Below are 23,897 nucleotides of genomic sequence, written 5' to 3' on the forward strand. Positions count from 1 at the left end.
TTGAAAACATTCGCCGCCGCAGCGCTCTCGCTGTCATTGCTCGTTCAAGAATCCAGCGCACAGGAGACCCCCATGCTCACCATCACCCCCAATGGCTCGCAACCCTCAGCCCAAGGCCCTGCCGACTGGTTCACCGGCACCGTGCGCGTGGATGCGCCCTTCAAAGGCACCGATGCCGCACGCATCAGTGGCGCCACCGTCACCTTCGAACCGGGCGCACGCACCGCCTGGCATACCCACCCCTTGGGGCAGACATTGATCGTCACCGCCGGCGCCGGGCTGGTGCAGGAATGGGGCCAGCCGGTACGTGCCATCCGCCCCGGCGACACGGTGTGGATTGCCCCCGGCGTCAAGCATTGGCACGGCGCTACGCCCGGCACCGCGATGACTCATATCGCGATTGCCGAGGTGCTGGACGGCAAGGTGGTGGACTGGTTGGAGCCGGTAAGTGAAGGGCAGTACGCGTCAGCGCTGTGACCTCAAACCTGCTCCTCTTCGCGCAACTGCACACTCATATCATCACAACTCTGCGCCCAGTCGCTCAGCCACTGTGGCATAGGCGGTGACGCCTCGGCCAAGCCCAGCTCCCGCAGAAAATCTGCCGGGGGCAGGGTGCCCTTGGCTGATTTAAACAGCCCGCGCATCACCACCACGCCCACCACCCGACCCTTGCTGACAAAACGGTGCTCCATCAGGCTCCATTTGTGGTCCCAGCCGAGCATGCGGGTGTGCACCTCGAACACTTCGAACAGCTTCAACTCGCGGCGAAACTTGCCCCAGGTATCGCCTACGATCGGCAACGCCTTGTTGCGCAGGGCCACGCGAAACGCGCCGGTGCGCAGTACAAAATCCATCCGCGCGACGTCCGCCAGGGAGAAGTACCGGCCATTGGTGACATGCCGGTTGATATCCAGGTCCAGCGGCCACACCCGCATGCGCACCACGGTGGTTGCCAAGCCATGGGCGGGCTTGCGCCAGGGGCGGCGGGACAACATGAACAGCAAGCGAAACCAGAGATTCATAAAAGCGCCAGGCAGTTGATCAGTGGCGGCACTTTACGGGCGCGAGATCGGCTAAGGTAGGTGCGCAAATGACTTATTTCATGCGAAAAACGCACGCGGGCTCTTTTATGCACATTACCTTGCTCCTGGCCGATCAATGCTCCGCCGCCAGTGCGAACCTGGCCCTGGAAATGCTCAGTGCCGCCAACCTGTTTGCCGACAGCCCGCCGTTCGAGATCGTGGTCGCCTCCCTCGACGGCCAGGCCGTGGACGCCTGGGGCGGGCAGCGTTTGCAGGTGGCGTGCGCGACTGCGCAGGTGCGCCAGACCGACCTGATCCTTATCCCCGGCTTCCTCTTTACCCTCAAAGATGCCTTGCCGACTTTTTCTGCCTACGGCCCCTGGTTGCGTGAACAGCATGCCCAAGGGGCCGTGTTGGCGTCGATGTGCACGGCGGCTTTCTTGCTCGCGGAGACCGGTCTGCTGCAAGGTTTGCGCGCCACTACCCACTGGGCGTTTGCCGAGTTTTTCCGACGGCGTTACACGGATGTGGTCCTGGATGACGCGCAGATCCTCTGCGAAGAAAATCGCGTGATCACCTGCGGTGGTGCCAGTGCAGCGATGGATTTGATGCTGCACCTGATCCGCCGTTTCGGCTCACCGGAGCTGGCGCATACTTGTGGCAAATACCTGCTGATCGACAACGTGCGCACCGAGCAGTCGGTGTATGCGGTGTGGTCGTTGCCCAAGAGCCACGGCGACGGGGCGATCCTGCGGGTGCAACGCTGGCTGGAACAGCACTTTGCCCAGGCGCTGGTGATTGACGACGTGGCCCGGCGTTTTGGCTTTGGCGTGCGCAATTTCAAGCGGCGTTTCAAGGAGGCGACCGGCTATACGCCCATCGCCTATGTGCAAACCCTGCGATTGGAGCGCGCCAAGCAGATGCTGGAATCGACGCGCATGACCCTCGACAGCATCACCTACGCGGTCGGGTATGAAGACAGTAACTCGTTTCGCCGCCTGTTCCAGCAGCGCGTAGGGATGCTGCCGGCAGCGTATCGCAAGAAATTCCTGGCAGTTTCGGGCTGATTCAGCGACGTAACTGTGCCTTGCTTTCAACGCACTCCACTAGAAACTCCATCACCACTTTCACCGACGGCGAACGACGGATATCGGGGTACACCGTGAGCCAGATATCGCGCACCGGGCCGTCGGTGGCCGTGGGCAATCGCGCCAGCAGCGGGTCGTGATCGCCCACCAGGGTGGGCAGCACCACGGCGCCGACGTGCGCGCGGGCGGCCATCTGCTGGGTGATCAGGTCGCTGGCGGCAAAAACGATTGGGCGTTGGCCGCGCAGTTGGTGCAGCCACGCTTGTTGGGGCAGGTGGTCACGGCTGCTGTCGTAGGCGATGAAGGTCCACTGCGCGGCAGGTAGCTGGTTGAATTCAGGCGCGCTATAGAGCCCAAAACGCACCACGCCGACCTTGCGGCGCACCAGTGCGTCTTCGTCGGGACGCACTGTGCGCAAGGCAATATCGGCTTCGCCCTTGTCCAGCGCGGCCAGTTGCGTGGAGGGCATCAGCACCAGGTTCAACTGCGGGTACTGGGCGCGCAACCGCGCCACGTGAGGCGCGATGCAATGGTTGGCGATGGACGGCGGGCAACTCACCCGTACGGTGCCGGCCAGTTCGATAGAGGCGACGCGCGACAGGCGCAGCACTTCGGTGGCCATCTCGCCCATGCCTGCCGCCAATTCGGCCAGTGCCATGCCTTGGGCCGTGAGTGGGCGACTGCGGGGCAGGCGGTCCACCAGTTTCACGCCCAGGGCTTTTTCCAATGCATCGACGCGGCGCCCGACGGTGGCGTGTTCCACCTGCAACTCGCGGGCGGCTGCCGACAGCGACTGGGTGCGGGCCAATACGGTGAAGTAATACAGATCCTGCCAATCGAACATCGGGTTATTTCCGCACAGAGGCTGGGAGAGATTGGGGAATATTCCAGCCGATCATGTCCTTTTACCATGGCCGCTTCCCAGTGCAAACGGAGTTGTTCCCCATGAAAGCCATCACCCTGCAAGCCTATGGCGGTCCCGAAGTCGCCCACCTTCGCCACGACGTTGCAAAACCCCAGGTCACAGCCGGGCATGTGCTGGTCAAAGTGGCCTGCGCCGGAATCAATTTCATGGACATTCATACGCGCCAAGGCAAATACGCAAGCTCCGCCACTTACCCGGTGCGCCTGCCGTGCACCTTGGGCATGGAGGGCGCCGGTGTCGTGGTGGAAGTCGGCCCCGGCGTGAGTCACTTGGCTGTGGGCGATCGCGTGGCCTGGTGCATTGCCTGGGGCGCGTATGCCGAGTACGCCAATGTGCCGGCCGACAAAGTCGCGCAGATTCCCGGCGCAATCCCCTTTGATCAAGCCGCTGCGGCGATGTTTCAGGGCTGCACGGCGCACTACCTGATTGACGAGGTGGCGCGTTTGCAAGCAGGCAGTACCTGCCTGATTCACGCGGCGTCCGGCAGCATCGGGCAATTGCTGGTGCAAATGGCGCGTCGGTTGGGGGCGACGGTGTTCACCACCGGCAGCACCGCCGAGAAATGCGCGATTGCCCGGCAGCGCGGCGCCCATCAGGCCTGGACGTATGATGGATTTGCCGACCAGGTCTTGCACGCCACTGGCGGGCGAGGGGTGGACGTGGTCTTCGATTCGCTGGGCAAAAATACCTTGCGTGAAAGTTTTCGGGCTTGTCGCACGCGCGGTTTGATCGTCAACTACGGCAACGTCTCGGGCTCGCTGACCGACCTTGACCCGATTGAGCTGGGGGAGGCGGGCTCGTTGTTTTTGACGCGACCGCGGCTGGCCGACCATATGGCCGATGGGGCGACCGTGCAACGGCGCGCCAATGCGGTATTTGCGGCCATGCTGGAGGGGGCGCTGACAGTGGCGATCGAGGGGCATTACACCCTGGAGACGGTGCAGCAGGTGCATGAACGCATTGAGGCACGGCAACAGATCGGCAAGGCAGTATTGTGGGTGGACCACAACCTGCATTAATCGGGGACGAAAAAAAACCGGCTGATCAGGCCGGTTTGGGGTGCCCCGCAAACAGTGCGGGGTTATGCGTTGTTGCCGCGCAGCCGATCCGCACCGCCTTCAGCCAGGCGACGTTCCTGCAGACGGTCCGCACCGCCTTCGGCCAGGCCGCGTTCTTGCAGACGATCAGCACCGCCTTCAGCCAGGCCGCGTTCTTGCAGACGGTCAGCACCACCCTCGGCCAGGCCGCGTTCCTGCAAGCGATCAGCACCACCTTCGGCGACACGACGCTCCAGCAGACGATCAGAACCGCCTTCTGCTACGTGGTTACCTTGCAGGCGATCCGCGCCGCCTTCAGCGACAACCGGATGAGCAAAAGCGTTTGCAGCGAGTACCGAGAAAGCGAGGCTAAGCAAGATTTGGCGTTTCATGGTGGTGTGCTCCGAGTGTTTTAGTGAGTTGCCGTTTGGCATGGGTTTGATGTTACGCGTTGGATTTTTTAAGAGAACTTCATTGCGCTGATGGTGACTATCGACGCCAGCGATGGCCCGTTTTGCGGGCCATCGTCGACACGGTCATGGCATCTGCGGCAGTTCCTGAGGGCGCAGGTCAAACACCAGCACCTCGGCATCGTCGCCCTGGCTCAGGCGGATCTGGCGTTCGTCCCGCACGCGGGCGCCGTCGCCTTCCTGCAAGCGCTGGCCGTTGATTTCTAAGCTGCCCCGGGCCACATGCACGTACACATGGCGATCCGGCGGCAGGTCCAGGGTCGCGGCTTCGTCGCCCTTGAACAGCCCGGCATACACCCGCGCATCCTGGCGAACAGTGAGCGAGCCCTCGGCGCCATCCGGCGAGATGATCAACTGCAAGCGTCCACGTTTCTGCGTCGCGCTGAAGTGTTCCTGTTGATAGCGCGGTTCGGCGCCGGCCACATTCGGCACGATCCAGATTTGCAGAAAGTGCACGCCCAGGCTCTGGCTGTGGTTGAACTCGCTGTGGGCCACGCCGCTGCCGGCGCTCATCAGTTGCACATCGCCAGGGCGAATCACCGAGCCGGTGCCCAGGGTGTCCTTGTGTTCCAGGGCGCCTTCGAGCGACTTCCAGTGTTTCTGGGGCGCGTTTGGCTCCTCGTGTTTTGCCTTCTGACTCTCAACCCCCAAAGGAGCTACCCGATGACTTACAAACGCTTGAACAAAGACGACGCCGTGGTGCTATTGGTGGACCACCAGACCGGCCTGATCTCGCTGGTGCAGCATTTCTCGCCCAACGAATTCAAGAACAACGTGCTGACCCTGGCCGCGCTGGCTGAAGGCTTCGAAGTGTTCGTGGTGACTGACGCCTCCGGTACGTTCAACGAAGCCGTGCAACGCGCGTCGTGGGCACGCATGAGCGCGGCGGGTGCGCACCTGGTGAACTGGTTCTCGGTGGCCTGCGAGTTGCAGATCGACTGGCGCAACGACATGGAAGGCCTGGCCAACCTGCTGTCGCCGCGTATTCCCAACTACCGCAACCTGATGAACAGCTACTCGGCGTTTACCGCCAAGTAACCGGCCCTCAGGCATTCAGGTAAAACCCTGTGGGAGGGGGCTTGCTCCCGAAAGCGGTATTTCAGTCACCTCGTCTGTGGCTGACACACTGCTTTCGGGAGCAAGCCCCCTCCCACATTTGATTGTGTTCCCACATTGGGTTTGTGGTGTGGCTACCGACAGGCTATAAAACCGCAAAATGTCCACCGAGAAGCGACAATGAATCCCTTCGAAGACATGCGCCTGTTTTGCCAGGTCATGGAGTCCGGCAGTTTCACCGCCGCCGCCGAGCAACTGGGCCTGTCCAAGCAGTTTGTCAGCCGCCGTCTGATCCAGCTGGAAGACCGCCTCGGTGTGCGGCTGCTCAACCGTTCCACGCGTCGTCTGGACGTGACGCCGCTGGGCCAGAGTTATTACGAATCCGCCTTGCGCCTGCTCGGTGAAGTCGAGCAGGTGGAGCAGGGCATTGCCGGCCAGAACAGCGAGCCGCGCGGCACCCTTCGCCTCAGCGCGCCGTTGTCGTTTGCCATGGCTCATCTTGGCTGTCTGTTACCGATGTTCCTGCAACGCCACCCGCACGTGTCGGTGGAAGTCGACCTGAGCGACCGCCCCGTGGACCTGATCGGCGAGGGCTATGACTTGGTGCTGCGAATTGGCACGCTGGAAGACTCCACCTTGATCGCGCGGCGCATCGGCAGTGTCGAACGGGTGTATTGCGCCAGTCCCGAGTACCTGGCCCAGCGCGGCACGCCGCTCAAACCCGAAGACTTGGGCGACCACGACTGCCTGCCCTACGGCCATGGCCGCCAGGTGCAATGGCGATTCCTGACCAAGGGCAAGGTGCAGTCGGTGAATGTCAGCGGACGCATGCGCGTCAATAACGGCGAGCTGCTGCGCGACACGGCCATTGCCGGGTTGGGCGTCACGTATCTGCCGACGTTTATCGTCGCCGATGCCTTGCAGGATGGGCGTCTGGTCACAATCTTGGAAGACTTCACCCCCGAAGCGCTGACCTTGTCTGCGGTTTACCCGCAGCACCGGCAAAGCTCAAGGCCGGTGCAGGCACTGTTGGAGTTTCTACGCGAACGCCTGGCCGGCGGCTGCTGAGTCACTGACACAACACATGACCACTGTGGGAGCGGGCTTGCCCGCGAAAGCATCGGCTCAGTCAACATAGGGTTTGGCTGATACGCCGCTTTCGCGAGCAAGCCCGCTCCCACATTTTTGTAGGCGTTCGGCTTAGCGATCGACCCGGTTGGCCAGCGTCGAACCGCCTACATAACGCTCCAGATTGGCCAGGAACGTATCGGCAATTTCCTGCTTGCTGTTAGTCGAAATGGCTGAGGTATGGGGCGACAAGCGCACACGCGGATGGGTATACAGCGGGTGCCCGTCCGGCAACGGTTCCGGTTCGGTCACGTCCAGCGAGGCCAAGCCGATCTGGCCGTTGTCCAACGCTTCCAGCAACGCCGCCTGATCCAGCAGACCACCACGCGCAATGTTGATAAGGTGCAACCCCGGCTTGGCGCTGCCCAGCACATCACGGTTAACGATATGCCGCGTGGCCTCGGTGAGTGGCGCGGCCAGCACCAGGTGGTCTGCGCGGGCGAACAGGTCGTGGATATCCCGTGCGGTTTCGACGCCTTCCACCGCAATGGGCGCCGCGCGTTGGCGCAGTGCGACCACGTTGATCCCAAGGGCCAGGGCCTTGTGCGCGAGGGCTTCGCCGATGGCACCAAAGCCGAGCAGGCCCAGGGTGGTGCCCTTGAGCGGGCGCAGTGCGGTGAAATGCCACTGGGCGTCCTTCACCCAGATGTCCGGCAAATGCTTGGACGCGGCAAAGATCGTCGCCAGGGCGAACTCGGCGAGGTTATCGGCGGCGCTGCCCCGGGAGGTGCTGACCGGCGGGCCGTTGAACAGCCATTGCGGATAAAAGTCGATGCCCGATGACACCAGGTGCACCCACTGCGCGCCATAGGGCCAGCCGGGCGGCGGGGTGTCCGGCGCGGTGTAACCACGCACGTTGATCGGGCGCAGCAGCAGGATATTGGCCTGGGGCGGCAGGTCACTCGGTACGCCGGCGGGCACGCCGATCACTTGGGCCTGCGGGTGGATCGAGGCGAGGCGTTCGCGAATCACATCGTTATAGTCTTCGTCCAGTTGGCTGGCGATAATCACCTGACTCATGAGCGTTCCTTCTTCAGATTGGGGCACGTTGGGCGAAGACAGCTTTGCCGACGCCTTGCAGCACGGCGTCGTTCTGTGGCGTATGCACGCGACTGCACAGCACGTCGCGGTAGTGCCGTTGCAGCGGACTGTGGCGCGACAGGCCAGGGTTGCCCGAGGCTTCGATGGCCAGCTCCACGGCGCGAATCGCATTGCCGGTCACCAGGTATTTAAGCTGCGCGGCATTGGCGGCAGGCGTGTGACCTTCGGCGGCTGCATCGAGCAGGCTGCGGTTGGCAAACAGCAGGGTGTCGATATGGCCGACAGTTTCCTGAAAACGCGGCAAGCTCGACAGCGCGGCGCCGAGATTGGACGGCTTGCGTTGCTCCAGCCAATTCACCAGCCAGTCCCGCGCAGCCTGGGCCACGGCGTCATACACCGACGACAGCAACACCGACATCCACAGGAACGCATCGCCATCGAGTTCCGGCTGCGGCGCGCTCCAGGGGCTCACACTGATGGCGTGGTCCAGCGGCACCAACACGTTATCGAGCACCACTTCATGGCTGCAGGTAGCCCGCATGCCCAGGTGGTCCCAGGTGTCGATGATGCTCACACCCGGGCTGTTTTTGGGCACTAGCCAGGCACCGACCAACGGGTCGGCGTCGTCACTGCGCGCCCACACGCTGAACCAGCTCAGCCCATGGCTGCCGGTGGAGTAGATTTTGCGCCCGCTGATGCGCCAACCTTCGGCGGTGCGCACCGCCGTGGTCGCCGGCAGGCCGCCACGGGCCGGGGTGCCGAGGTCGGGTTCGACGCGCAGGGCGTTGATCAGCGCACCGTTGCGCACCGCGTCTTCGGCGACGTGCACGCGCAGGTGCCGGGGCCAGGTTTTGCTGTCTTGCAGGCGTGTGTGTTGCAGGTACTGCATCACCAGGATCAGTGCGGTAGAGGGTTCGCCCTTGGCAATCGCGCTGATGGCTTTGCGCGCCTGGGGCAGGTTGGCGCCGCCTCCACCCAGGGCTTTGGGCACGGTGAAGGCGACCAATCCATGCTCATGCAAGCGCTTGAAATTGTCATGGGGAAAGGCGCCGCTCTCATCATACAAATGCGCGTTGCTGGCCAATTCAGCGCTGAGGCGTTCGAGCAGGGCTTCGAAGTTGGCGACTTCCACGGAGCGTAAAGACGGTTGAGTCATGAGTCTGTACTCAGTCAAATGTGGGCGCGGGCTGGCTCGCGATGGCGGTGGTTCAGCCAATGAATAGGCTGCCTGACACAGCGTTATCGGGAGCCAGCCGCATCGTTCAAGCCAGGGCCTTGAGGGGCGCTTCAGCCACGCTGTAACGGTTGGCCGGCACGTGCAGCCCGAGGTTGTCGCGCAAGGTATGGCCGCTGTACTCGGTGCGAAACAGCCCGCGCTGTTGCAGCACCGGCACCACCAACTCGGTGAAGAACTGCAAGCCGTCCGGCAGCACCGAGTTGATGATGAAGCCGTCACTGGCGCCGGCTTCAAACCAGGTCTGGATAGCATCGGCGACTTGCTCCGGGGTGCCGACAAAATCGCGTTTGGGCCGCGAAAAACGCAGGGCCACATCGCGCAATGTCAGGCCTTCGTCCCTGGCCAATTGCTTGATGCGGTCGGAGCCGCCTTTTTGACTGTTGGCGCCCAGGTCGCCGAGTTCCGGGAACGGTTCATCCAGCGGGTATTGGCTGAAGTCGTGGTCGTTGAAGGGACGGCCCAGCGCCACAATGGCGTCCTCTACGGTCACCAGGTCCACGGCCTGCTGATAGCGGCGTTCCACCTCCGCTGCATCGCGCCCGACAATCGGGCGGATGCCGGGCAAGATCGACAGGCTGTCGGCGTCACGGCCAAAGCCCTTGGCGCGGCGCTTCAAGTCGGCGCTGTAGGCCTTGGCCTCTTCAATATTCTCGACGTGCACGAAAATCGCATCAGAATTTTCGGCGGCAAAGTTACGCCCATCTTCCGAGGTGCCCGCCTGGAAAACCACCGGCTGGCCCTGGCGCGAGCGGGCGATGTTCAGCGGGCCTTTCACCGAAAAAAACTCGCCTTTGTGATTCAGGGCATGCAGCTTGTGCGGGGTGAAAAACTCGCCGCTCTGTTTGTCGTAGGCAAAGGCGTCGTCTTCCCAGGAGTCCCACAGGCCCTGGACCACATTCAAGTGTTCCTTGGCGATACGGTAGCGCACGGCGTGTGGCGGGTGCTCGGCCTTGCCGAAGTTATCGGCGGTGCCGCTCAGCCAGGAGGTCACCACGTTCCACCCGGCGCGGCCACCGCTGATATGGTCCAGGGAGGCAAACTGGCGCGCCACCTGGTAAGGCTCGGTGTAGCTCACCGTCACCGTCGCCACCAGGCCGATATGAGTGGTCAATGCGGCGAGGGCCGAGAGGATCGTCAGCGGCTCGAAACGGTTGAGGTAGTGCGGGCTGGATTTGGCGTGAATGTGCAGGCTGTCGGCGATAAACACGAAGTCGAATTTGGCGCTTTCGGCCAATTCAGTCTGCTGTTTGTAGAAGCCAAAGTGAGTACTGGCATTGGCTTGCGCCTGCGGATGGCGCCATTCGCCCCAGCCGTGACCGACACCGTGGACCATGGCGCCCAGTTTCAAATGGCGTGGCTTCAATTGACCTGGCTTGCTCATGTGCTGCTCCTTTTAGCGCGATGCTTGGGAATTGGGGACACGCTCGGCGTTAAAGCTCTTGTCGAAGCCCTGCGACACGTCGATGTGCTTGGGCAGCAGGCCTTCTTTTTGATAGGTGTCGGCTGTGGCTTGAAGGCCGCTGATGACGGCGTCGTCGATCAGCACGGGGGACAGATGGGTGTCTTTGGCCACCTCCACGTGCACGGCTAACGGCAGGCCGGTGATCCTGGCCTGGGCGGCGGCGTACTCATCGGGGTGCACGTTGGCCCATGCGTAGGCGCGATCGACGCGGGCGACAAAGTCATCCAGTTGCGTGCGTTTTTCGGCGATGGCCTGGCGGGTGGCGGCGAAGTACAGGTGATTGCTCAGCAACTGGTTGCCACTGATCAACACGCGGGCCTGGCTCTGTGAGGTGACCACGGTGGTGTAGGGGTCCCATGTGGCCCAGGCGTCGACCGTACCGTTATCCAGTACCAGGCGCGATTCGCTGGGCAGCAGGAAAATGAACTGCACATCCTGGGTCGTCAGGCCAGCGCTGGCCAGGGCCTTGATCGCCAGGTAATGGCCGATGGAGCCGCGCCCGGTGACGATTTTTTTACCCTTGAGGTCGGCCACGGTCTTGATCGGTGAATCCTTGGGCACCAACAGCGCAGTGGTGTTGCGCCCTTCGGCGTGGATGATGCTGACCACCTTGAGCGATGCCCCTGCACCCAGGGCGAACACATACGGTGCATCGCCCAACGCACCGATATCGACGGCGCCGGCATTCAAGGCTTCGCCCAACGGCGAGGCGGACGGGAACTCCGACCACTTGATTTCATACGGGACGTTTTTGGTTTCGCCGGAAGCTTCCAGCAGCGCCTTGATCGTGGATTTCTGATTGGCCACTCGCAGGGGTTGCAGGTCAGCGGCGTGGGCGGTGGTGACCAGGCCCAAGGCGAGGGCGGCGCCCAGCAGAAGGCGCTTGAACGGTGTGGTGAACAGCATGGGACAAACTCCAGGCGTTTGTTAAAGGGGTACGGATACCTCCGCCTGGAGAAGGGGTCGGATGTCCTGGGGCGCTGCACCGTTCGCGGTGCAGCTGTAGCGTCAGGTGATGGGTCAGATCACATGGAAACCGTGGGTGGCGTCGCGGGCCAGTTGGTCGACCAGGCCGAACTCCCAATCCAGGTAAGCCTGCATGGCTTCCTTGGGGTTGTCGGTGCCTTCGTAGGGGCGGCGGTAACGGTCGATGCGCGGCGAGGCCAGATGGGTTTCACCTTCCTGCAGCGGCAGTTGCGCCTTGATCCAGCCGGCCGTGCCGTCTTGCAGCAGGAACACCTGTTTGCCGGTAATGGCTTCGACCTCGGGCACCGCCAGGCGAGCCAGTTGGCTGCTGCCGCAGGTCAGCACGTAACGCTGGGCAGCCGGCACTTTGGCCAGGGCCTCGGGCAATTGCGCGCGCAGCGCCCACCAGGCCCCCGGAATATGGCGTTTCACGTAGTTGGCGCTGGCGGTGAAGTCCAACACGATCGTGTCGCCATGTCCCAGCCAGTCTGCGAGGGTGTGTGGGCTGATGAGTTCGGCTTGTGGCGGCGCGGGAACCGGGGCAACCCAGGCGCCGTGTTCACTGAAATGCGCCGGTTGCAGAGCGTCCAGCACATGCACTTCCCAGCCAAGCTGGGCCAGCCAGGACGCCGACATATTGGCCCGCACGCCATCGTCATCCGCCAGCACCAGTCGCGCACCGCGCACGCTGGCGACGTGGTCGGTTTCCTGGACCAGTTGGCCCCCCGGCGTGGAGCGCGCGCCGGGCAAGTGGCCGGCTTCGAATTCTTCCGGGGTGCGCACATCGAACAGGTAGGTGGTGCGGGTCGGTTCCTGCTGCCAGCGTTGCAGATCTGCCAGCGTGGCGCGGCCGACGCGGGCCTTGTCGGCAACGCGACGCGCGTCCTGGGCGGCGATCCGGCGGTGTTCTTCGGAGGTTGGCGCAAAGCGGCGCGACTGGCCATGGGCGAGTTTCTGCCCGGCCAAGGTCCAGCCGATGGTGCCGTTGCGCAAGGCCGACACCGGGTTGGCAATGCCGGCATTGATCAGTGACTGGGTGCCAATAATGCTGCGGGTACGCCCGGCGCAGTTGACGATGATACGGGTGGCCGGGTCCGGCGCCAGTTCTCGGGCGCGCAACACCAGTTCGGCACCGGGCACGCTGATGCCGGTGGGGATGCTCATGGTCTGGTATTCGTCGAAACGGCGCGCGTCGAGCACCACCACGTCAGCCTGGCTGTCGAGCAAGGCCTGCACCTGTTCAGCGGCCAGGGACGGCGTATGCCGTTCGCTTTCGACCAGTTCGCCAAAGGCCTTGCTTGGCACGTTGACGTCGATAAACAGCTCGCCACCGGCTCGGCGCCAACCGTCTAGCCCACCTTCCAACTGGCTGACCTGGGTGTAGCCCAGCGCAACCAGGCGCTCAACGGCGCGCTGCGCCAGCCCCTCGCCGTTGTCGTAGACGGTGACCTGCGTATCACGGCGTGGAATGCGCGAATACACCTCCAGTTCCAGCTTGGACAGCGGGATGTTCGCAGCGAACAGCGGGTGAGACTCGGCAAACGGCGCTTCTTCGCGCACGTCGACCAGAGCGACTTCCTCACGGTCCAACAAGGCCTGGCGAATCTGGGCAAAGCTGCGGGTCGATACGGTGGTCATAGGGCAGGACTCTTTTCTTTGGACACATCCCAGATGTTCGGGAGGTAGGCGTTGGAATAACCGGAGATAAACAGTTTTTCGCTGCCGTCGGGCTGGTACACCGCGCGGCGCACGGCACCGATGTTGGCGCCGTACACATGGATGCTGATAGACACCTGGTCGCTGTGTGCATTGCTGACCTGATGAATATCCCCCACCTTGGGCGACACGGCCTCGACCTGGCCCGGCACCAAGTGAACAGGCTTGCCTTCGGCCACCAGGCTGCCGTCAGGCGCGCGTTCGAAACCCTGGGAAAACTCCGCGCCACGCAACATGCCAATCAGCCCCCACACCCGATGGTCATGAATCGGTGTGCTTTGCCCCGGCCCCCACACAAAACTGACGATGCTGAAACGCTGGCGGGAATCGGCATGCAGCAAAAATTGCTGGTAGCGCTGCGGGTCGGGCTGGGCGTATTCGTCGGGCAGCCAGTCATCGTGGCTGACCAGTTGCGCCAGTAACTTGCCGCCACGGTGCAGCAGGTCGCCTTCGCGTGGATTGCCGTCGATCAATTCCGCCAGGGCGCCTATAAAGGCTCTGAGTCTCTCGGGGTGCGGGGCCTGGGTCATGGCAATTCCATCGTGCTGTTGATGGTTTTATATAAGCATAATGTTTATATTTAATATGCTATTTTTTAATGATTAGCTTATAGCTTTAGGTAATTTAGAACCGGTCTGAATAGCGTTAGACGTTATCGATCCCAGCATGGACTATCCAGGCAGCGTTGCGGCAACTATGCTTCGCACACATCTTAATGACTGTTCTCTATGTGCGGCCCAAATGAAAATTGACGATATCGATGCCTTTGTCGAAGTGATTCGTTGCCAGTCCATCAGCCACGCAGCCGAGTCGTTGCAGCTGACCCAGCCGGCCATCACCCGCCGTGTGCAGAACTTCGAGCAGGCGCTGGGTGTGGAGCTGTTCGACCGCAATACCAAGCCTCTGAAGCCTACGCTGATTGGCACCCGGGTCTATGAGCAATGCCGCCTGATCCTGCGTGAGATGGATGCACTGCGTGAACTGGTGGCCACGGACGCGCCGCCCACCGGCGTGCTGCGCCTGGGCGTGCCGCAAACCATCGGCGATGTGGTGCTGCTGGATGCGCTCAAGCAGCTGCGTACCGAATACCCGGACCTGCGCGCCCAAGTCGCCACCGGCTGGGGCAGCCAGTTGGTGGGCAAGATCGAGCGCGGCGAGCTGGATGCGGCGGCGGCCTTATTCCCGGCCGGCAAGATATTCCCGGACAACATTGTCGGTGAGTCCATCGGCAAGATGGAGCTGGTGGTGGTGTGCGCCAAGGCACAGTTACCGAAGAAGCCGTGCAAGTTGGCGGACGTGTACCAGAATGGCTGGATTCTCAACCCGGATGGCTGCGGTTTCCGTGCCGGTTTGCAGCGCACGCTGTCCGATCAAGGTTTGGCATTGCGGGTGAACCTGGAAACCTTTGGCACCGAGCTGCAATTGGGGCTTGTGGCTGACGGCCTGGGATTGGGCCTGGTGCCACGCCCGCTGTTGGAGCGCAGCGCCCATCGCGAGCAACTGGCGGTGATGCCGCTCAAGGACTTCAAACCGGTGCTGGATTTGTGGCTGATCTACCCGCACTTCCTGGGCAACCTGCAAAGCCCTGTGGATGCGTTTGGCCAGTGGGTGGCGGCGTCGTTGCACAAGCTGCGGGACGCGGCCTGAGCATTATGGTTATGAAAAAAAATAATAATTAGCTTAGATTAAAATGTGATTTTTATTATTTTTTGCCATCCCATAGGCTGACTGGAAGTCCTTAAGGCTATCCAGGAAGTTTTGCCATGAGCAGCGTCACCCCGATCTCCAGCGTTTCCAGCAACGTTCGCCAGCGCGTCACGCCAGAAGAGTGGGAGGTGCGCGTCAAACTGGCCGCGGCCTATCGACTGGCGGCGTTGTACAAGTGGACCGACCACATCTACACGCACTTTTCCGCCCGTGTGCCGGGGCCGCAGGAGCACTTTCTGATCAACGCCTTCGGGCTTTTGTTCGATGAAATCAGCGCCTCCAACCTGGTCAAGGTCGACCTCGACGGCACCCTGGTCGATGACCCGACCGGCCTGGGCATCAATTACGCCGGTTATGTGATCCATAGCGCCATTCACTGTGCCCGCCACGACCTGCAAGCAGTGCTGCACACCCACACCCGTGACGGTATTGCGGTGTCGGCGCAAAAAGACGGCCTGTTGCCGATCTCCCAACATTCCATCGCGTTCTCCGGCCGGGTGGCCTATCACGGCTATGAGGGCGTGGCCCTGGACCTGGATGAGCGTGAGCGGCTGGTGGCGGATTTGGGTGACAAGAGTGTGATGATCTTGCGCAACCATGGGCTGTTGACGGCTGGCGTCAGCGTGGAGCATGCGTTCCAGCAGCTGCAAGGGTTGGAGCGCGCGTGCACTATCCAGATTGCGGCGCAGGCGGGCGGCAATGCTGAGTTGATCTTCCCGCCGGCAGAGGTGGTGGCCAAGGTGGAAGAGCAGGCCAAGGTATTCAGCAATGGCGAAGGGCCGGGCGTGGCACGGCATTGGAATGCGTTGATTCGGCAATTGGAACGCACCGATACCGATTACAAAAACTGAATTTGAAATCACTGAACAAGTAGAAAATGTGGGAGCGGGCTTGCTCGCGAATGCGGAGTGTCAGTCAACGGAAATATCGACTGATCCACCGCTTTCGCGAGCAAGCCCGCTCCCACAGTAGGTCTGTGTTGCCAATCAGGGTTGTGCACGGCTCAGGCGCGCATCGAATCGGGCATGCGCAGCGCCACCCACCCTGGCAGTGCGTCGTTGACCAAGGCCAGGCAATTGATTGGCGACTTGCGCAGAAGAACTGGCACGCTTGCTTGGGTAAAACGCAGGGCAAATGTGGGAGCTGGCTTGCCTGCGATGGCGGTGGATCAGTCATACACATGCTGACTGGCCTGCCGCACTCGCGAGCAAGCCCGCACACATGACATTTTTGGGTGCCTGGCAAAGAGGCGGCTCAGGCGGCGGGGTGTTCGTTGCCAGAAGTGTTGGCGGATACACCGCCATCGCAGGCAAGCCAGCTCCCACAGTAGATCTGTGTTGCCAATCAGGGTTGTGCACGGCTCAGGCGCGAATCGAATCGGGCATGCGCAGCGCCACTCACCCTGGCAGTGCGTCGTTGACCAAGGCGGGGCAATTGTTTGGTGACTATTGCGCAGACGAACTGGCACGCTTGCTTGGGTAAAACGCAGGGCAAAATGTGGGAGCGGGCTTGCTCGCGAATGCGGAGTGTCAGTCAACGGAAATATCGGCTGACCCACCGCTTTCGCGAGCAAGCCCGCTCCCACAGTGGGTCTGTGTTGCCAATGAGAGTTGTGCACGGCTCAGGCGCGAATCGAATCGGGCATGCGCAGCGCCACTCACCCTGGCAGTGCGTCGTTGACCAAGGCCAGGCAATTGTTTGGCGACTTGCGTAGAAGAACTGGCACGCTTGCTTGGGTAAAACGCAGGGCAAATGTGGGAGCTGGCTTGCCTGCGATGGCGGTGGATCAGTCATACACATGCTGACTGGCCTGCCGCACTCGCGAGCAAGCCCGCACACATGACATTTTTGGGTGCCTGGCAAAGAGGCGGCTCAGGCGGCGGGGTGTTCGTTGCCAGAAGTGTTGGCGGATGCACCGCCATCGCGAGCAAGCCCGCTCCCACAGTAGGTCTGTGTTGCCAATCAGGGTTGTGCGCGGCTCAGGCGCGAATCGAATCGGGCATGCGCAGCGATATGACATCACCGCCTGCCAACAGCGCCATCCACCCTGGCAGTGCGCCGTTGACCAAGGCGGGGCAATTGTTTGGTGACTATTGCGCAGAAGAACTGGCACGTTTACTTGGGTAAAACGCAGGGCAAAATGTGGGAGCGGGCTTGCTCGCGAATGCGGAGTGTCAGTCAACGGAAATATCCACTGATCCACCGTCATCGCGGGCAAGCCCGCTCCCACACTGGGTTTTTTGGGGGGCTTAAGCGACCTGTTTGGCCTGCTCGCGCTCTGCGACCCACTGGCGGGTCAGCGGGATCAGCTGTTTGCCATAGTCGATCGCATCATTGAGCGGGTCGAATCCTCGGATCAGGAAGGTGGTGATGCCCAAGTCGTAGTAATCCAACAACGCTTCAGCGACTTGTTCGGCGGTGCCTACCAGCGAAGTGGAATTGCCCTGCGCGCCGAGCAACCCGGCAATCCCGGTCCACAAACGCTTATCCAGCCGCGAGCCCTGCGCCGCTGCTGCCAGCAACCGACGCGAGCCTTCATTCGGCGGTTCACGGCGCACAAAGCCATTCTTTTCGGCCAGTGCGGTCGCCTGTTGCAAGATCGTTTCGGCCCGCGCCCATGCCAGCTCCTCGGTTTCGGCGAGGATCGGTCGCAACGACAAGCTGAAGCGAATTGTACGCCCGTGCCTGGCCGCTTCCGCACGCACCTGGGTCACGGTTTCGCGTACCTGCTCGTAGGTTTCACCCCACAGCGCATACACGTCGGCATGCTTGCCCGCGACCTCAATGGCGGCCTTGGAGGAACCACCGAAATACACAGGAATATGCGGCTGCTGCGGCGATTTCACCGTCGAGTGTGCGCCCTCTACCTGATAGTAGGTGCCGTCGAAATCGAAGGGCTGTTCGCTGGTCCATTCCTGGCGTACCACACTGAGGTATTCGTCGGTGCGCGCGTAGCGTTCGTCCTTGCCGATATGGCTGCCATCGGCGCGCAGTTCACGGTCGTCGCCACCGGTAATGATGTGCACGGCGGTTCGCCCACCGTTGAATACGTCCAGCGTGGCGAATTGGCGTGCAGCCAGCGTGGGTTGTGTAAAGCCTGGGCGATGGGCGATCAGGAATTGCAGTTTTTGGGTCACGCTGGCGGCATGTGCGGCGATCAGCGTGCTGTCCGGGCTGTTGGAGTGGAAGGCCACCAGGGCGCGGTCGAACCCTGCGGCTTCGTGGGCGCGGGCCACGCTTTCGACGTAGTCCGGTTGCAGGGTAGGGCCGCTGCGCGGGTGGATCTCGGAGGCGTGGTGACCACCGATATAGCCGATGAATTCAATGCTCATGGTCTGTCCTTGCTAATGACGGGATTGACACCTCCTCCGGGCGTGGGGTCGGTCACTCGGGTCAAAAGTAAGGGCAGCGGGCGGGTCTGTAAAATGCCTGTTGGTTCTAACCTAATTATTAAAATACTGAATCATTTTCTATTTTAGTTATCAGCAATGTGCATTAAAGGCCGCACTAAAGACGCAACCGAACCTCCGCACACAATCCGCCGCCTACTCGGTTACTCAAGGTCAGCGAGCCGCCCATCGCCACCGCCAACTGCTGCGCGATCGCCAGCCCCAACCCGGTGCCGCCTGTGCCTCGATTGCGTGAGCTCTCCACCCGGTAAAAGGGCTGCATCACCTGCACCAATTCATCTTCGGCAATGCCAGGCCCACGGTCTGACACGGTGATGGACAACTGCCCGGACGCGGTCGAGCCGACTTCCAGTTCCGCGCTGCCGGCGAATTTCAGGGCATTGTCCAGCAGGTTCACCAGCACGCGGCGCAGTGCATGGGGGCGGGTGTCGAGGACGAGGGCGCTTTTGCCGGTGAGGCTGACAGGCTTGTTCATGTCCTGGTAATCAAACACCAGGCTGTCGAGAAAGGCGTCCAGATCAATGCGGTGACTGGCCTCGGTGGCACCGTGGACGCTGCGGGCGTAGGCCACTCCTTCACGCACCAGGTGCTCCATTTCGCCCAGGTCGCTCCACAGCTTGTCGCGATCGGCGGAGTCTTGCATAAATTCGGCGCGCAGTTTCATGCGGGTAATCGGTGTTTGCAGGTCGTGGGAAATCGCCGCAAGGATCTGCATGCGTTCCTTGAGGTATTCGGCGATGCGCGTTTGCATGGCATTGAACGCTATCGCCGCATGCGCAACCTCGGCCGGGCCTTTCTCGTCCAGAGGCGTGGGGTGTGCGTTGGGGTCAAGGGTTTCGACGGCGCGTGCCAGGCGAGTCAGCGGGCGGATGGCCAGGCGCACGGCAAACCAGGTACAGCCGAGCAACAGCACCAGTTGCAGCACCAGCACCACGGGCAACCAATAGGCGACGGGCAAGGCGGCTGGGCGCACATCGAGGGTTATCGGGTTGCCATCGGCCAGAGTCAGGTGCACCTGGAAGTGTTTCTGCATGCCGGGAATGTTGCGCAAGGTCAACGCGTACTGCTCACCCAGCGCCTGTGAAATCGAGGTGGCGGCCATCGGCACGTCATCGCTGTTCATCGGCTCACCGGCCTCGCCGGCATTTAGCAGGTAGCGGTAGTTCTGCCGGTCGATACGCGGCAACCAACTGGCGCGCTCGTTGGCGGGCAGTCGGTCGAGGATGGCCACCGAGGTGGAGACATCGTTCTCCAGGTTGCCCAGCATGGCCGTGCGCGCGCTGATATAGCGCTCGTAGAACTGCGCGCTGAAGGACAAACCGTTGGCACACACCAGGCTGATCAGGAAGATCAGCGACAACTGCGACGCCAGGGTGCGCGGCCAGCCGAACCGCCATTTCATTGCGTGGCCCCGAGGATTTCCACAGCCAGGGAGAACACATACCCTTCGCTGCGCACGGTCTTGATATAGGCCGGTTCGCGGGCATCATCCAGCAGGCGTTGGCGCAGACGGCTGACCAACAGGTCAATGGAGCGGTCGAACAAATCGGCGTCGCGGCCCTGGGTCAGGTTGAGCAATTGGTCGCGGTTGAGCACGCGCTGCGGATGGTCGAGAAACACCCGCAACAGGCGGTATTCCGCGCCGCTCAGGGCCACCAGGGTGTCGTCTTCGTCGAGCAGGTGGCGGGCAGTCGTGTCCAGGCGCCAGCGCCCAAAACGAATCAATCGCCCGCTCTCACTGACCACCAGGTTCGGCGGCAGCATGCGCGTGCGGCGTAACACTGCGTTGATCCGCGCCAGCAATTCACGGGCGGCGAAGGGTTTGACCAGGTAATCATCGGCACCCATTTCCAGGCCGATGATGCGATCGGTTTCATCGTTACGCGCGGTGAGCATCAGCACCGGCGTAGCCTTGTGCTTGCCCACCCGCAGCTCGCGGCACAGCTGCAAGCCGTCGTCGCCGGGCATCATGATGTCGAGCACGATCAGGTCAACCGGGGTGGTGTCGAGGAAGCTGCGCATCTGGCGGCCGTCAGCAACCACGGTGGTGCGCATGCCGTTTTTCTTCAGGTAATTACCCAAAAGTTCGCGGATCTCCCGGTCGTCATCGACGATCAGGATGTGATCGACATGATCCATGCTGCCTTCCTCGTTAAATGCTCATGAGCCGCAGTCTAGCCATCGGCGCCTGCTTTGCCTTGTGCCCTTTGTATTGCAGTGTATCTGGCGATAACGAGATACACGGCGATGCAAAAAACCGACAGGCACGCGTGCGGGGATCGTTCACCCCAGCGCCTAAGCTAATTCTAAAAAGGTATTTATTACGCGTTTTTAAGATCGTTTAGCTTGGTCGCTCCAACCCAAGACGTTCATGGAGTGAGCCTTTGATGCTGCAATCAATTACCACGTTGCCGTTGCTGGACCTGTCACAGCTCGACGGCAGCCCGCAGCAGCGCGGCAAATTCCTTGATGAGCTGCGATCTGCCGCGCGGCATATCGGGTTTTTCTACCTCACCGGGCACGGGATCGACCCGGCGCTGTTGAGCCAGGTGCAGCAGCAGGCACGCGCATTTTTCGCCTTGCCCGACGCCGATAAGCGCGCGGTCGGCATGCTCAACTCCCCGCACTTTCGCGGTTACAACCGCGCCGCTTCGGAGATCACCCGGGGCCAGCCCGACCTGCGCGAACAGTTCGACGTCGGCGCCGAGCGCGAGCCCCTGGATGCAGAACAATACCCGGCCGCCTGGGCGCGCCTGCAAGGTCCGAACCAATGGCCGGCCGCTTTGCCCGAGCTCAAGCCTCGGGTGCTGGCCTGGCAGCAAGCGATGACGCAGATGTCGTTGCGCCTGCTGCGCGCCTTCGCCCAGGCGCTGTCGCTGCCCGAGAATGCGTTTGACGCGCTGTACGGCAGCACACCCAACGAACACATCAAGCTGATCCGCTACCCCGGTCGTCATGCACAACAAAGTCGCCAGGGCGTAGGTGCGCACAAGGACTCCGGCTTCCTGAGCTTCTTGCTGCAAGACCAGCAAGCCGGTTTGCAGGTGGAAGTGGAGGAGGGCCGTTGGATCGACGCCGCGCCGCGCCCCGGTACGCTGGTGGTCAATATCGGCGAATTGCTTGAGTTGGCCAGCAACGGCTATCTGCGCGCCACCGTGCACCGGGTGGTCTCGCCGCCGGTGGGCAGCGAGCGCTTGTCCCTGGCGTTTTTCCTCGGCGCACAGCTGGATGCGGTGGTGCCGGTGTACCCATTGGCGCCGGAACTGCTGCGTGATGCACATGGCCCTGCCAGCGACCCGCGTAACCCGCTGCTGCGCGATGTCGGCTGGAATTACCTCAAGGGCCGCCTGCGTTCGCACCCTGATGTCGCCCAACGTTTTTACGCCGACGCCACACTTCCCCAAGCACTGTCCGCCTGATCAGGAGATCACGATATTGAAAACCACCGCACTTACCCTGGCGGCGTTGCTGGCCTCATTCAGTGTGTCGGCCGCCGATGCGTTGCGCGTCGCCGCCGACCCGATTCCCCATGCACAGATCCTCGAATACGTGCAGAAGCTTGACCCGAGCCTGAACCTGAAAATCATCGAGATCCCCAGCGGCGTGAACTCCAACGAGTTGCTGGCCCACGGTGATGTGGACGCCAATTACTTCCAGCACCTGCCGTATCTCAACTCACAGGAGCAGGCCCTCGGGCAGAAGTTCGCAGTGGCGGCCACCGTGCATATCGAACCGTTGGGCATCTATTCCCATCGCCATACCAGCCTCGCCCAGGTGCCGGATAAAGGCACCGTGGCCGTGCCGAACAACGTCACCAACCTCAGCCGCGCGCTCTACCTGCTGCAAGCCAATGGCCTGATAACACTCAAGCCAGGTTTCAATGATGCGTCCAAGGACCAGGCCACGCCCAAGGACATTGCCGAGAACCCCAGGCACCTGAAGATCCTGGAAATCGAATCGCCGCAAATCCCTCGTGCATTGGACGATGTGGACCTGGCGGTGATCAATGGCAACTTCGCGCTGGAGGCCGGGTTGGTGCCGGCCAAAGATGCCTTGGGGTTGGAAAAGGCCGAGGGCAACCCCTACGCGAATATCCTCGTGACCACGCCCAGGTTGGCGGACGACCCGCGTATCAAGCAGCTCGCCAAGGACCTGCGTTCACCGCAAGTTGCCCAGTTCATCAGCGAAAAATATGCCGGTTCGGTGATCCCGGTGGCGGCCGAATGATCGTCGTCGAAGGGGTCAGCAAAACCTACGCCGGTGGCCAGCCGGCGGCGCTGGATAACGTGTCTTTGCAGATTGCCGACGGGTCGATCTTCGGCATCGTCGGCCGCAGCGGGGCGGGCAAAAGCACCTTGCTGCGCTGCCTCAATTTGCTGGAGCGGCCAACCAGCGGGCGCATCCTGCTGGATGGTCAGGACCTGACCCAACTGAGCGACAAGCAATTGCGCGAGCAACGCCAGCGCATCGGCATGATCTTCCAGGGCTTCAACCTGCTGCATTCGCGCAACGTGGCGGATAACGTGGCCGTGCCGCTGGAAATCGCCAAGGTGCCCAAGGCTGAGCGAGCGGCGCGGGTGGCCGAGTTGCTGGCGCTGGTAGGGCTCGGCGACAAGGCCCAGGCATTTCCTTCGCAATTGTCTGGCGGGCAAAAACAACGGGTGGGTATTGCCCGCGCGTTGGCGGCGCGCCCGGCGTATTTGCTGTCGGATGAGGCCACCAGCGCCCTTGACCCGGAAACCACCGCGTCGATCCTTGAGCTGTTGCGCGACATCAACCGACAGCTGGGGGTGACCATCGTGTTGATTACCCACGAACTGGAGGTGGTCAAGGCCATCTGCGACAGCGCGGTGTCCCTGGCGCAGGGCCGCGTGGTGGAGAGCGGCACCTTGCTGCAATTGCAGGCTGACCCGGCATCGCGCCTGGGCCGCTCGCTGGCGCCCAGCCTGCAAGTGGTGCGGGCCGTATGAAAACCGACTGGAACGACGTGCTTCAATTGCTCCTCAATGCAACAGGCGAAACCCTCTACATGGTGCTGCTGGCGGGGTGGTTCACACTGTTGATCGGCCTGCCGCTGGGCGTGGTGCTGTTTATCAGCCGACGCGGTGGCCTGTTCCCCCTGCCACGGCTCAACCGTGTGTTGGGCGGGGTGATCAACCTGGGGCGTTCATTGCCCTTTGTGGTGATGTTGATTGCGTTGATTCCGCTGACACGCTTGATCGTCGGCACGACGCTGGGCAGCACGGCGGCGGTCGTGCCGATTACCATCGGCGCCTTTCCGTTTTTTGCGCGCATCGTCGAGAACGCCCTGGATGAAGTGGACAAGGGCCGCATCGAGGCCATTGTGGCCATGGGCGGTGATATCCGCCATGTGATTCTAAAAGTCCTGCTGCCCGAAGCCTTGCCGGCGCTGGTAGCCGGGGTGACGTTGACGTTGGTGATGCTGATCGGCTTTTCCTCCATGGCCGGCGTGATCGGCGGCGGTGGCCTCGGCGACTTGGCGATACGGTATGGCTACCAGCGTTTCAACAACCAGATCATGGTGGTGACGGTCATCGTGTTGGTGGTGCTGGTGCAGGGCGTGCAAAGCCTGGGGGATCGCTGTGTGAGGTCGTTGGCGCATCGTCGCTAA

24 protein-coding genes and 1 pseudogene are annotated in these 23,897 nt (G+C 62.0%); 12 read left to right on the forward strand and 13 right to left on the reverse strand.

Features of this window, described 5'->3' with window-relative positions:
* Positions 1–72: 72 nt before the first annotated feature.
* Entirely contained in the window at positions 73–477 is a 405-nt protein-coding gene (locus tag A7J50_RS11345) for a cupin domain-containing protein (protein WP_064451865.1), read from the forward strand.
* Positions 478–479: 2 nt separating this feature from the next.
* Here A7J50_RS11345 and A7J50_RS11350 read toward each other — a convergent pair whose 3' ends face one another.
* Complete coding sequence (locus A7J50_RS11350; protein ID WP_064451866.1) at positions 480–1,022, reverse strand: acyl-CoA thioesterase; 543 nt, start codon at positions 1,020–1,022, stop codon at positions 480–482.
* 107 nt (positions 1,023–1,129) lie between these two features.
* Between A7J50_RS11350 and A7J50_RS11355 the strand changes: the two genes are divergently transcribed.
* The gene (locus A7J50_RS11355) at positions 1,130–2,089 is read left to right on the forward strand and encodes a GlxA family transcriptional regulator (protein WP_064454909.1); all 960 of its coding nucleotides are present in this window, start codon (positions 1,130–1,132) and stop codon (positions 2,087–2,089) included.
* 1 nt (position 2,090) lies between these two features.
* Here the strand turns inward: A7J50_RS11355 and A7J50_RS11360 are convergent, their stop codons facing one another.
* Entirely contained in the window at positions 2,091–2,954 is an 864-nt protein-coding gene (locus A7J50_RS11360; protein WP_064451867.1) for a LysR family transcriptional regulator, read from the reverse strand.
* 101 nt (positions 2,955–3,055) lie between these two features.
* Here A7J50_RS11360 and A7J50_RS11365 point away from each other — a divergent pair, with 101 nt between their 5' ends.
* Positions 3,056–4,054 (forward strand): quinone oxidoreductase family protein, encoded by a 999-nt coding sequence (locus tag A7J50_RS11365; RefSeq protein ID WP_064451868.1) that lies wholly within the window; start codon positions 3,056–3,058, stop codon positions 4,052–4,054.
* 62 nt (positions 4,055–4,116) lie between these two features.
* Here A7J50_RS11365 and A7J50_RS11370 read toward each other — a convergent pair whose 3' ends face one another.
* Positions 4,117–4,464 (reverse strand): hypothetical protein, encoded by a 348-nt coding sequence (locus A7J50_RS11370; RefSeq protein WP_064451869.1) that lies wholly within the window; start codon positions 4,462–4,464, stop codon positions 4,117–4,119.
* Positions 4,465–4,608: 144 nt separating this feature from the next.
* Positions 4,609–5,127: pseudogene (locus A7J50_RS11375) on the reverse strand (pirin family protein); the annotation flags it as partial.
* A gap of 78 nt (positions 5,128–5,205) precedes the next feature.
* On the opposite strand from A7J50_RS11375, the gene A7J50_RS11380 reads away from it, so the two are divergent.
* Entirely contained in the window at positions 5,206–5,580 is a 375-nt protein-coding gene (locus tag A7J50_RS11380; RefSeq protein WP_064451870.1) for an isochorismatase family protein, read from the forward strand.
* A 198-nt stretch (positions 5,581–5,778) separates the two neighbouring features.
* Positions 5,779–6,666: a LysR family transcriptional regulator gene (locus A7J50_RS11385; RefSeq protein ID WP_064451871.1), complete on the forward strand. Its 888-nt coding sequence runs from the start codon at positions 5,779–5,781 to the stop codon at positions 6,664–6,666.
* A gap of 132 nt (positions 6,667–6,798) precedes the next feature.
* On the opposite strand, the gene A7J50_RS11390 is transcribed toward A7J50_RS11385, so the two are convergent.
* From A7J50_RS11390 to A7J50_RS11415, 6 genes are all read right to left on the reverse strand, one after another.
* The gene (locus A7J50_RS11390) at positions 6,799–7,746 is read right to left on the reverse strand and encodes a D-isomer specific 2-hydroxyacid dehydrogenase family protein (RefSeq protein WP_064451872.1); all 948 of its coding nucleotides are present in this window, start codon (positions 7,744–7,746) and stop codon (positions 6,799–6,801) included.
* 13 nt (positions 7,747–7,759) lie between these two features.
* On the reverse strand, positions 7,760–8,923 hold the full coding sequence (locus A7J50_RS11395) for an acyl-CoA dehydrogenase family protein (protein WP_064451873.1): 1,164 nt from the start codon (positions 8,921–8,923) through the stop codon (positions 7,760–7,762).
* A gap of 106 nt (positions 8,924–9,029) precedes the next feature.
* Positions 9,030–10,385, reverse strand: coding sequence for an LLM class flavin-dependent oxidoreductase (locus tag A7J50_RS11400; RefSeq protein WP_064451874.1), 1,356 nt, complete (start codon positions 10,383–10,385; stop codon positions 9,030–9,032).
* A gap of 12 nt (positions 10,386–10,397) precedes the next feature.
* Entirely contained in the window at positions 10,398–11,372 is a 975-nt protein-coding gene (locus tag A7J50_RS11405; protein WP_064451875.1) for an ABC transporter substrate-binding protein, read from the reverse strand.
* 114 nt (positions 11,373–11,486) lie between these two features.
* Positions 11,487–13,070 carry a rhodanese homology domain-containing protein gene (locus tag A7J50_RS11410; protein WP_064451876.1) on the reverse strand — a complete coding sequence of 528 codons (1,584 nt, stop codon included), beginning with the start codon at positions 13,068–13,070 and terminating at the stop codon, positions 11,487–11,489.
* Positions 13,067–13,678, reverse strand: coding sequence for a cysteine dioxygenase (locus A7J50_RS11415; protein ID WP_064451877.1), 612 nt, complete (start codon positions 13,676–13,678; stop codon positions 13,067–13,069). The genes A7J50_RS11410 and A7J50_RS11415 overlap by 4 nt, the downstream gene beginning before the upstream one ends.
* A gap of 211 nt (positions 13,679–13,889) precedes the next feature.
* Here A7J50_RS11415 and A7J50_RS11420 point away from each other — a divergent pair, with 211 nt between their 5' ends.
* The 3 genes from A7J50_RS11420 to A7J50_RS32080 all read left to right on the forward strand — a co-directional run bounded on the left by A7J50_RS11420 (position 13,890) and on the right by A7J50_RS32080 (position 16,982).
* The gene (locus A7J50_RS11420) at positions 13,890–14,795 is read left to right on the forward strand and encodes a LysR family transcriptional regulator (RefSeq protein WP_064451878.1); all 906 of its coding nucleotides are present in this window, start codon (positions 13,890–13,892) and stop codon (positions 14,793–14,795) included.
* 116 nt (positions 14,796–14,911) lie between these two features.
* Positions 14,912–15,706 (forward strand): class II aldolase/adducin family protein, encoded by a 795-nt coding sequence (locus A7J50_RS11425; protein ID WP_064451879.1) that lies wholly within the window; start codon positions 14,912–14,914, stop codon positions 15,704–15,706.
* 1,150 nt (positions 15,707–16,856) lie between these two features.
* Positions 16,857–16,982 carry a hypothetical protein gene (locus A7J50_RS32080; RefSeq protein ID WP_257784302.1) on the forward strand — a complete coding sequence of 42 codons (126 nt, stop codon included), beginning with the start codon at positions 16,857–16,859 and terminating at the stop codon, positions 16,980–16,982.
* Between the two features lie 122 nt (positions 16,983–17,104).
* Here the strand turns inward: A7J50_RS32080 and A7J50_RS11430 are convergent, their stop codons facing one another.
* The 3 genes from A7J50_RS11430 to A7J50_RS11440 all read right to left on the reverse strand — a co-directional run bounded on the left by A7J50_RS11430 (position 17,105) and on the right by A7J50_RS11440 (position 20,404).
* Entirely contained in the window at positions 17,105–18,187 is a 1,083-nt protein-coding gene (locus A7J50_RS11430) for an LLM class flavin-dependent oxidoreductase (protein WP_064451880.1), read from the reverse strand.
* Positions 18,188–18,362: 175 nt separating this feature from the next.
* Positions 18,363–19,667, reverse strand: coding sequence for an ATP-binding protein (locus A7J50_RS11435; RefSeq protein WP_064451881.1), 1,305 nt, complete (start codon positions 19,665–19,667; stop codon positions 18,363–18,365).
* Complete coding sequence (locus A7J50_RS11440) at positions 19,664–20,404, reverse strand: response regulator (protein ID WP_064451882.1); 741 nt, start codon at positions 20,402–20,404, stop codon at positions 19,664–19,666. Before A7J50_RS11440 ends, A7J50_RS11435 begins: the two co-directional genes overlap by 4 nt.
* Before the next feature lie 248 nt (positions 20,405–20,652).
* Here A7J50_RS11440 and A7J50_RS11445 point away from each other — a divergent pair, with 248 nt between their 5' ends.
* The 4 genes from A7J50_RS11445 to A7J50_RS11460 are packed head-to-tail and all read left to right on the forward strand — an operon-like array spanning position 20,653 to position 23,897.
* Positions 20,653–21,684 (forward strand): isopenicillin N synthase family dioxygenase, encoded by a 1,032-nt coding sequence (locus A7J50_RS11445; protein ID WP_064451883.1) that lies wholly within the window; start codon positions 20,653–20,655, stop codon positions 21,682–21,684.
* Between the two features lie 13 nt (positions 21,685–21,697).
* Positions 21,698–22,492 (forward strand): MetQ/NlpA family ABC transporter substrate-binding protein, encoded by a 795-nt coding sequence (locus A7J50_RS11450; RefSeq protein WP_064454910.1) that lies wholly within the window; start codon positions 21,698–21,700, stop codon positions 22,490–22,492.
* Positions 22,489–23,235 carry a methionine ABC transporter ATP-binding protein gene (locus A7J50_RS11455; RefSeq protein ID WP_082895865.1) on the forward strand — a complete coding sequence of 249 codons (747 nt, stop codon included), beginning with the start codon at positions 22,489–22,491 and terminating at the stop codon, positions 23,233–23,235. The genes A7J50_RS11450 and A7J50_RS11455 overlap by 4 nt, the downstream gene beginning before the upstream one ends.
* A complete protein-coding gene (locus A7J50_RS11460; RefSeq protein ID WP_064451884.1) occupies positions 23,232–23,897 on the forward strand; it encodes a methionine ABC transporter permease in 666 nt (221 codons plus the stop codon). The genes A7J50_RS11455 and A7J50_RS11460 overlap by 4 nt, the downstream gene beginning before the upstream one ends.

It is taken from the genome of Pseudomonas antarctica (genome assembly GCF_001647715.1).
Lineage (GTDB): Bacteria > Pseudomonadota > Gammaproteobacteria > Pseudomonadales > Pseudomonadaceae > Aquipseudomonas > Aquipseudomonas antarctica_A.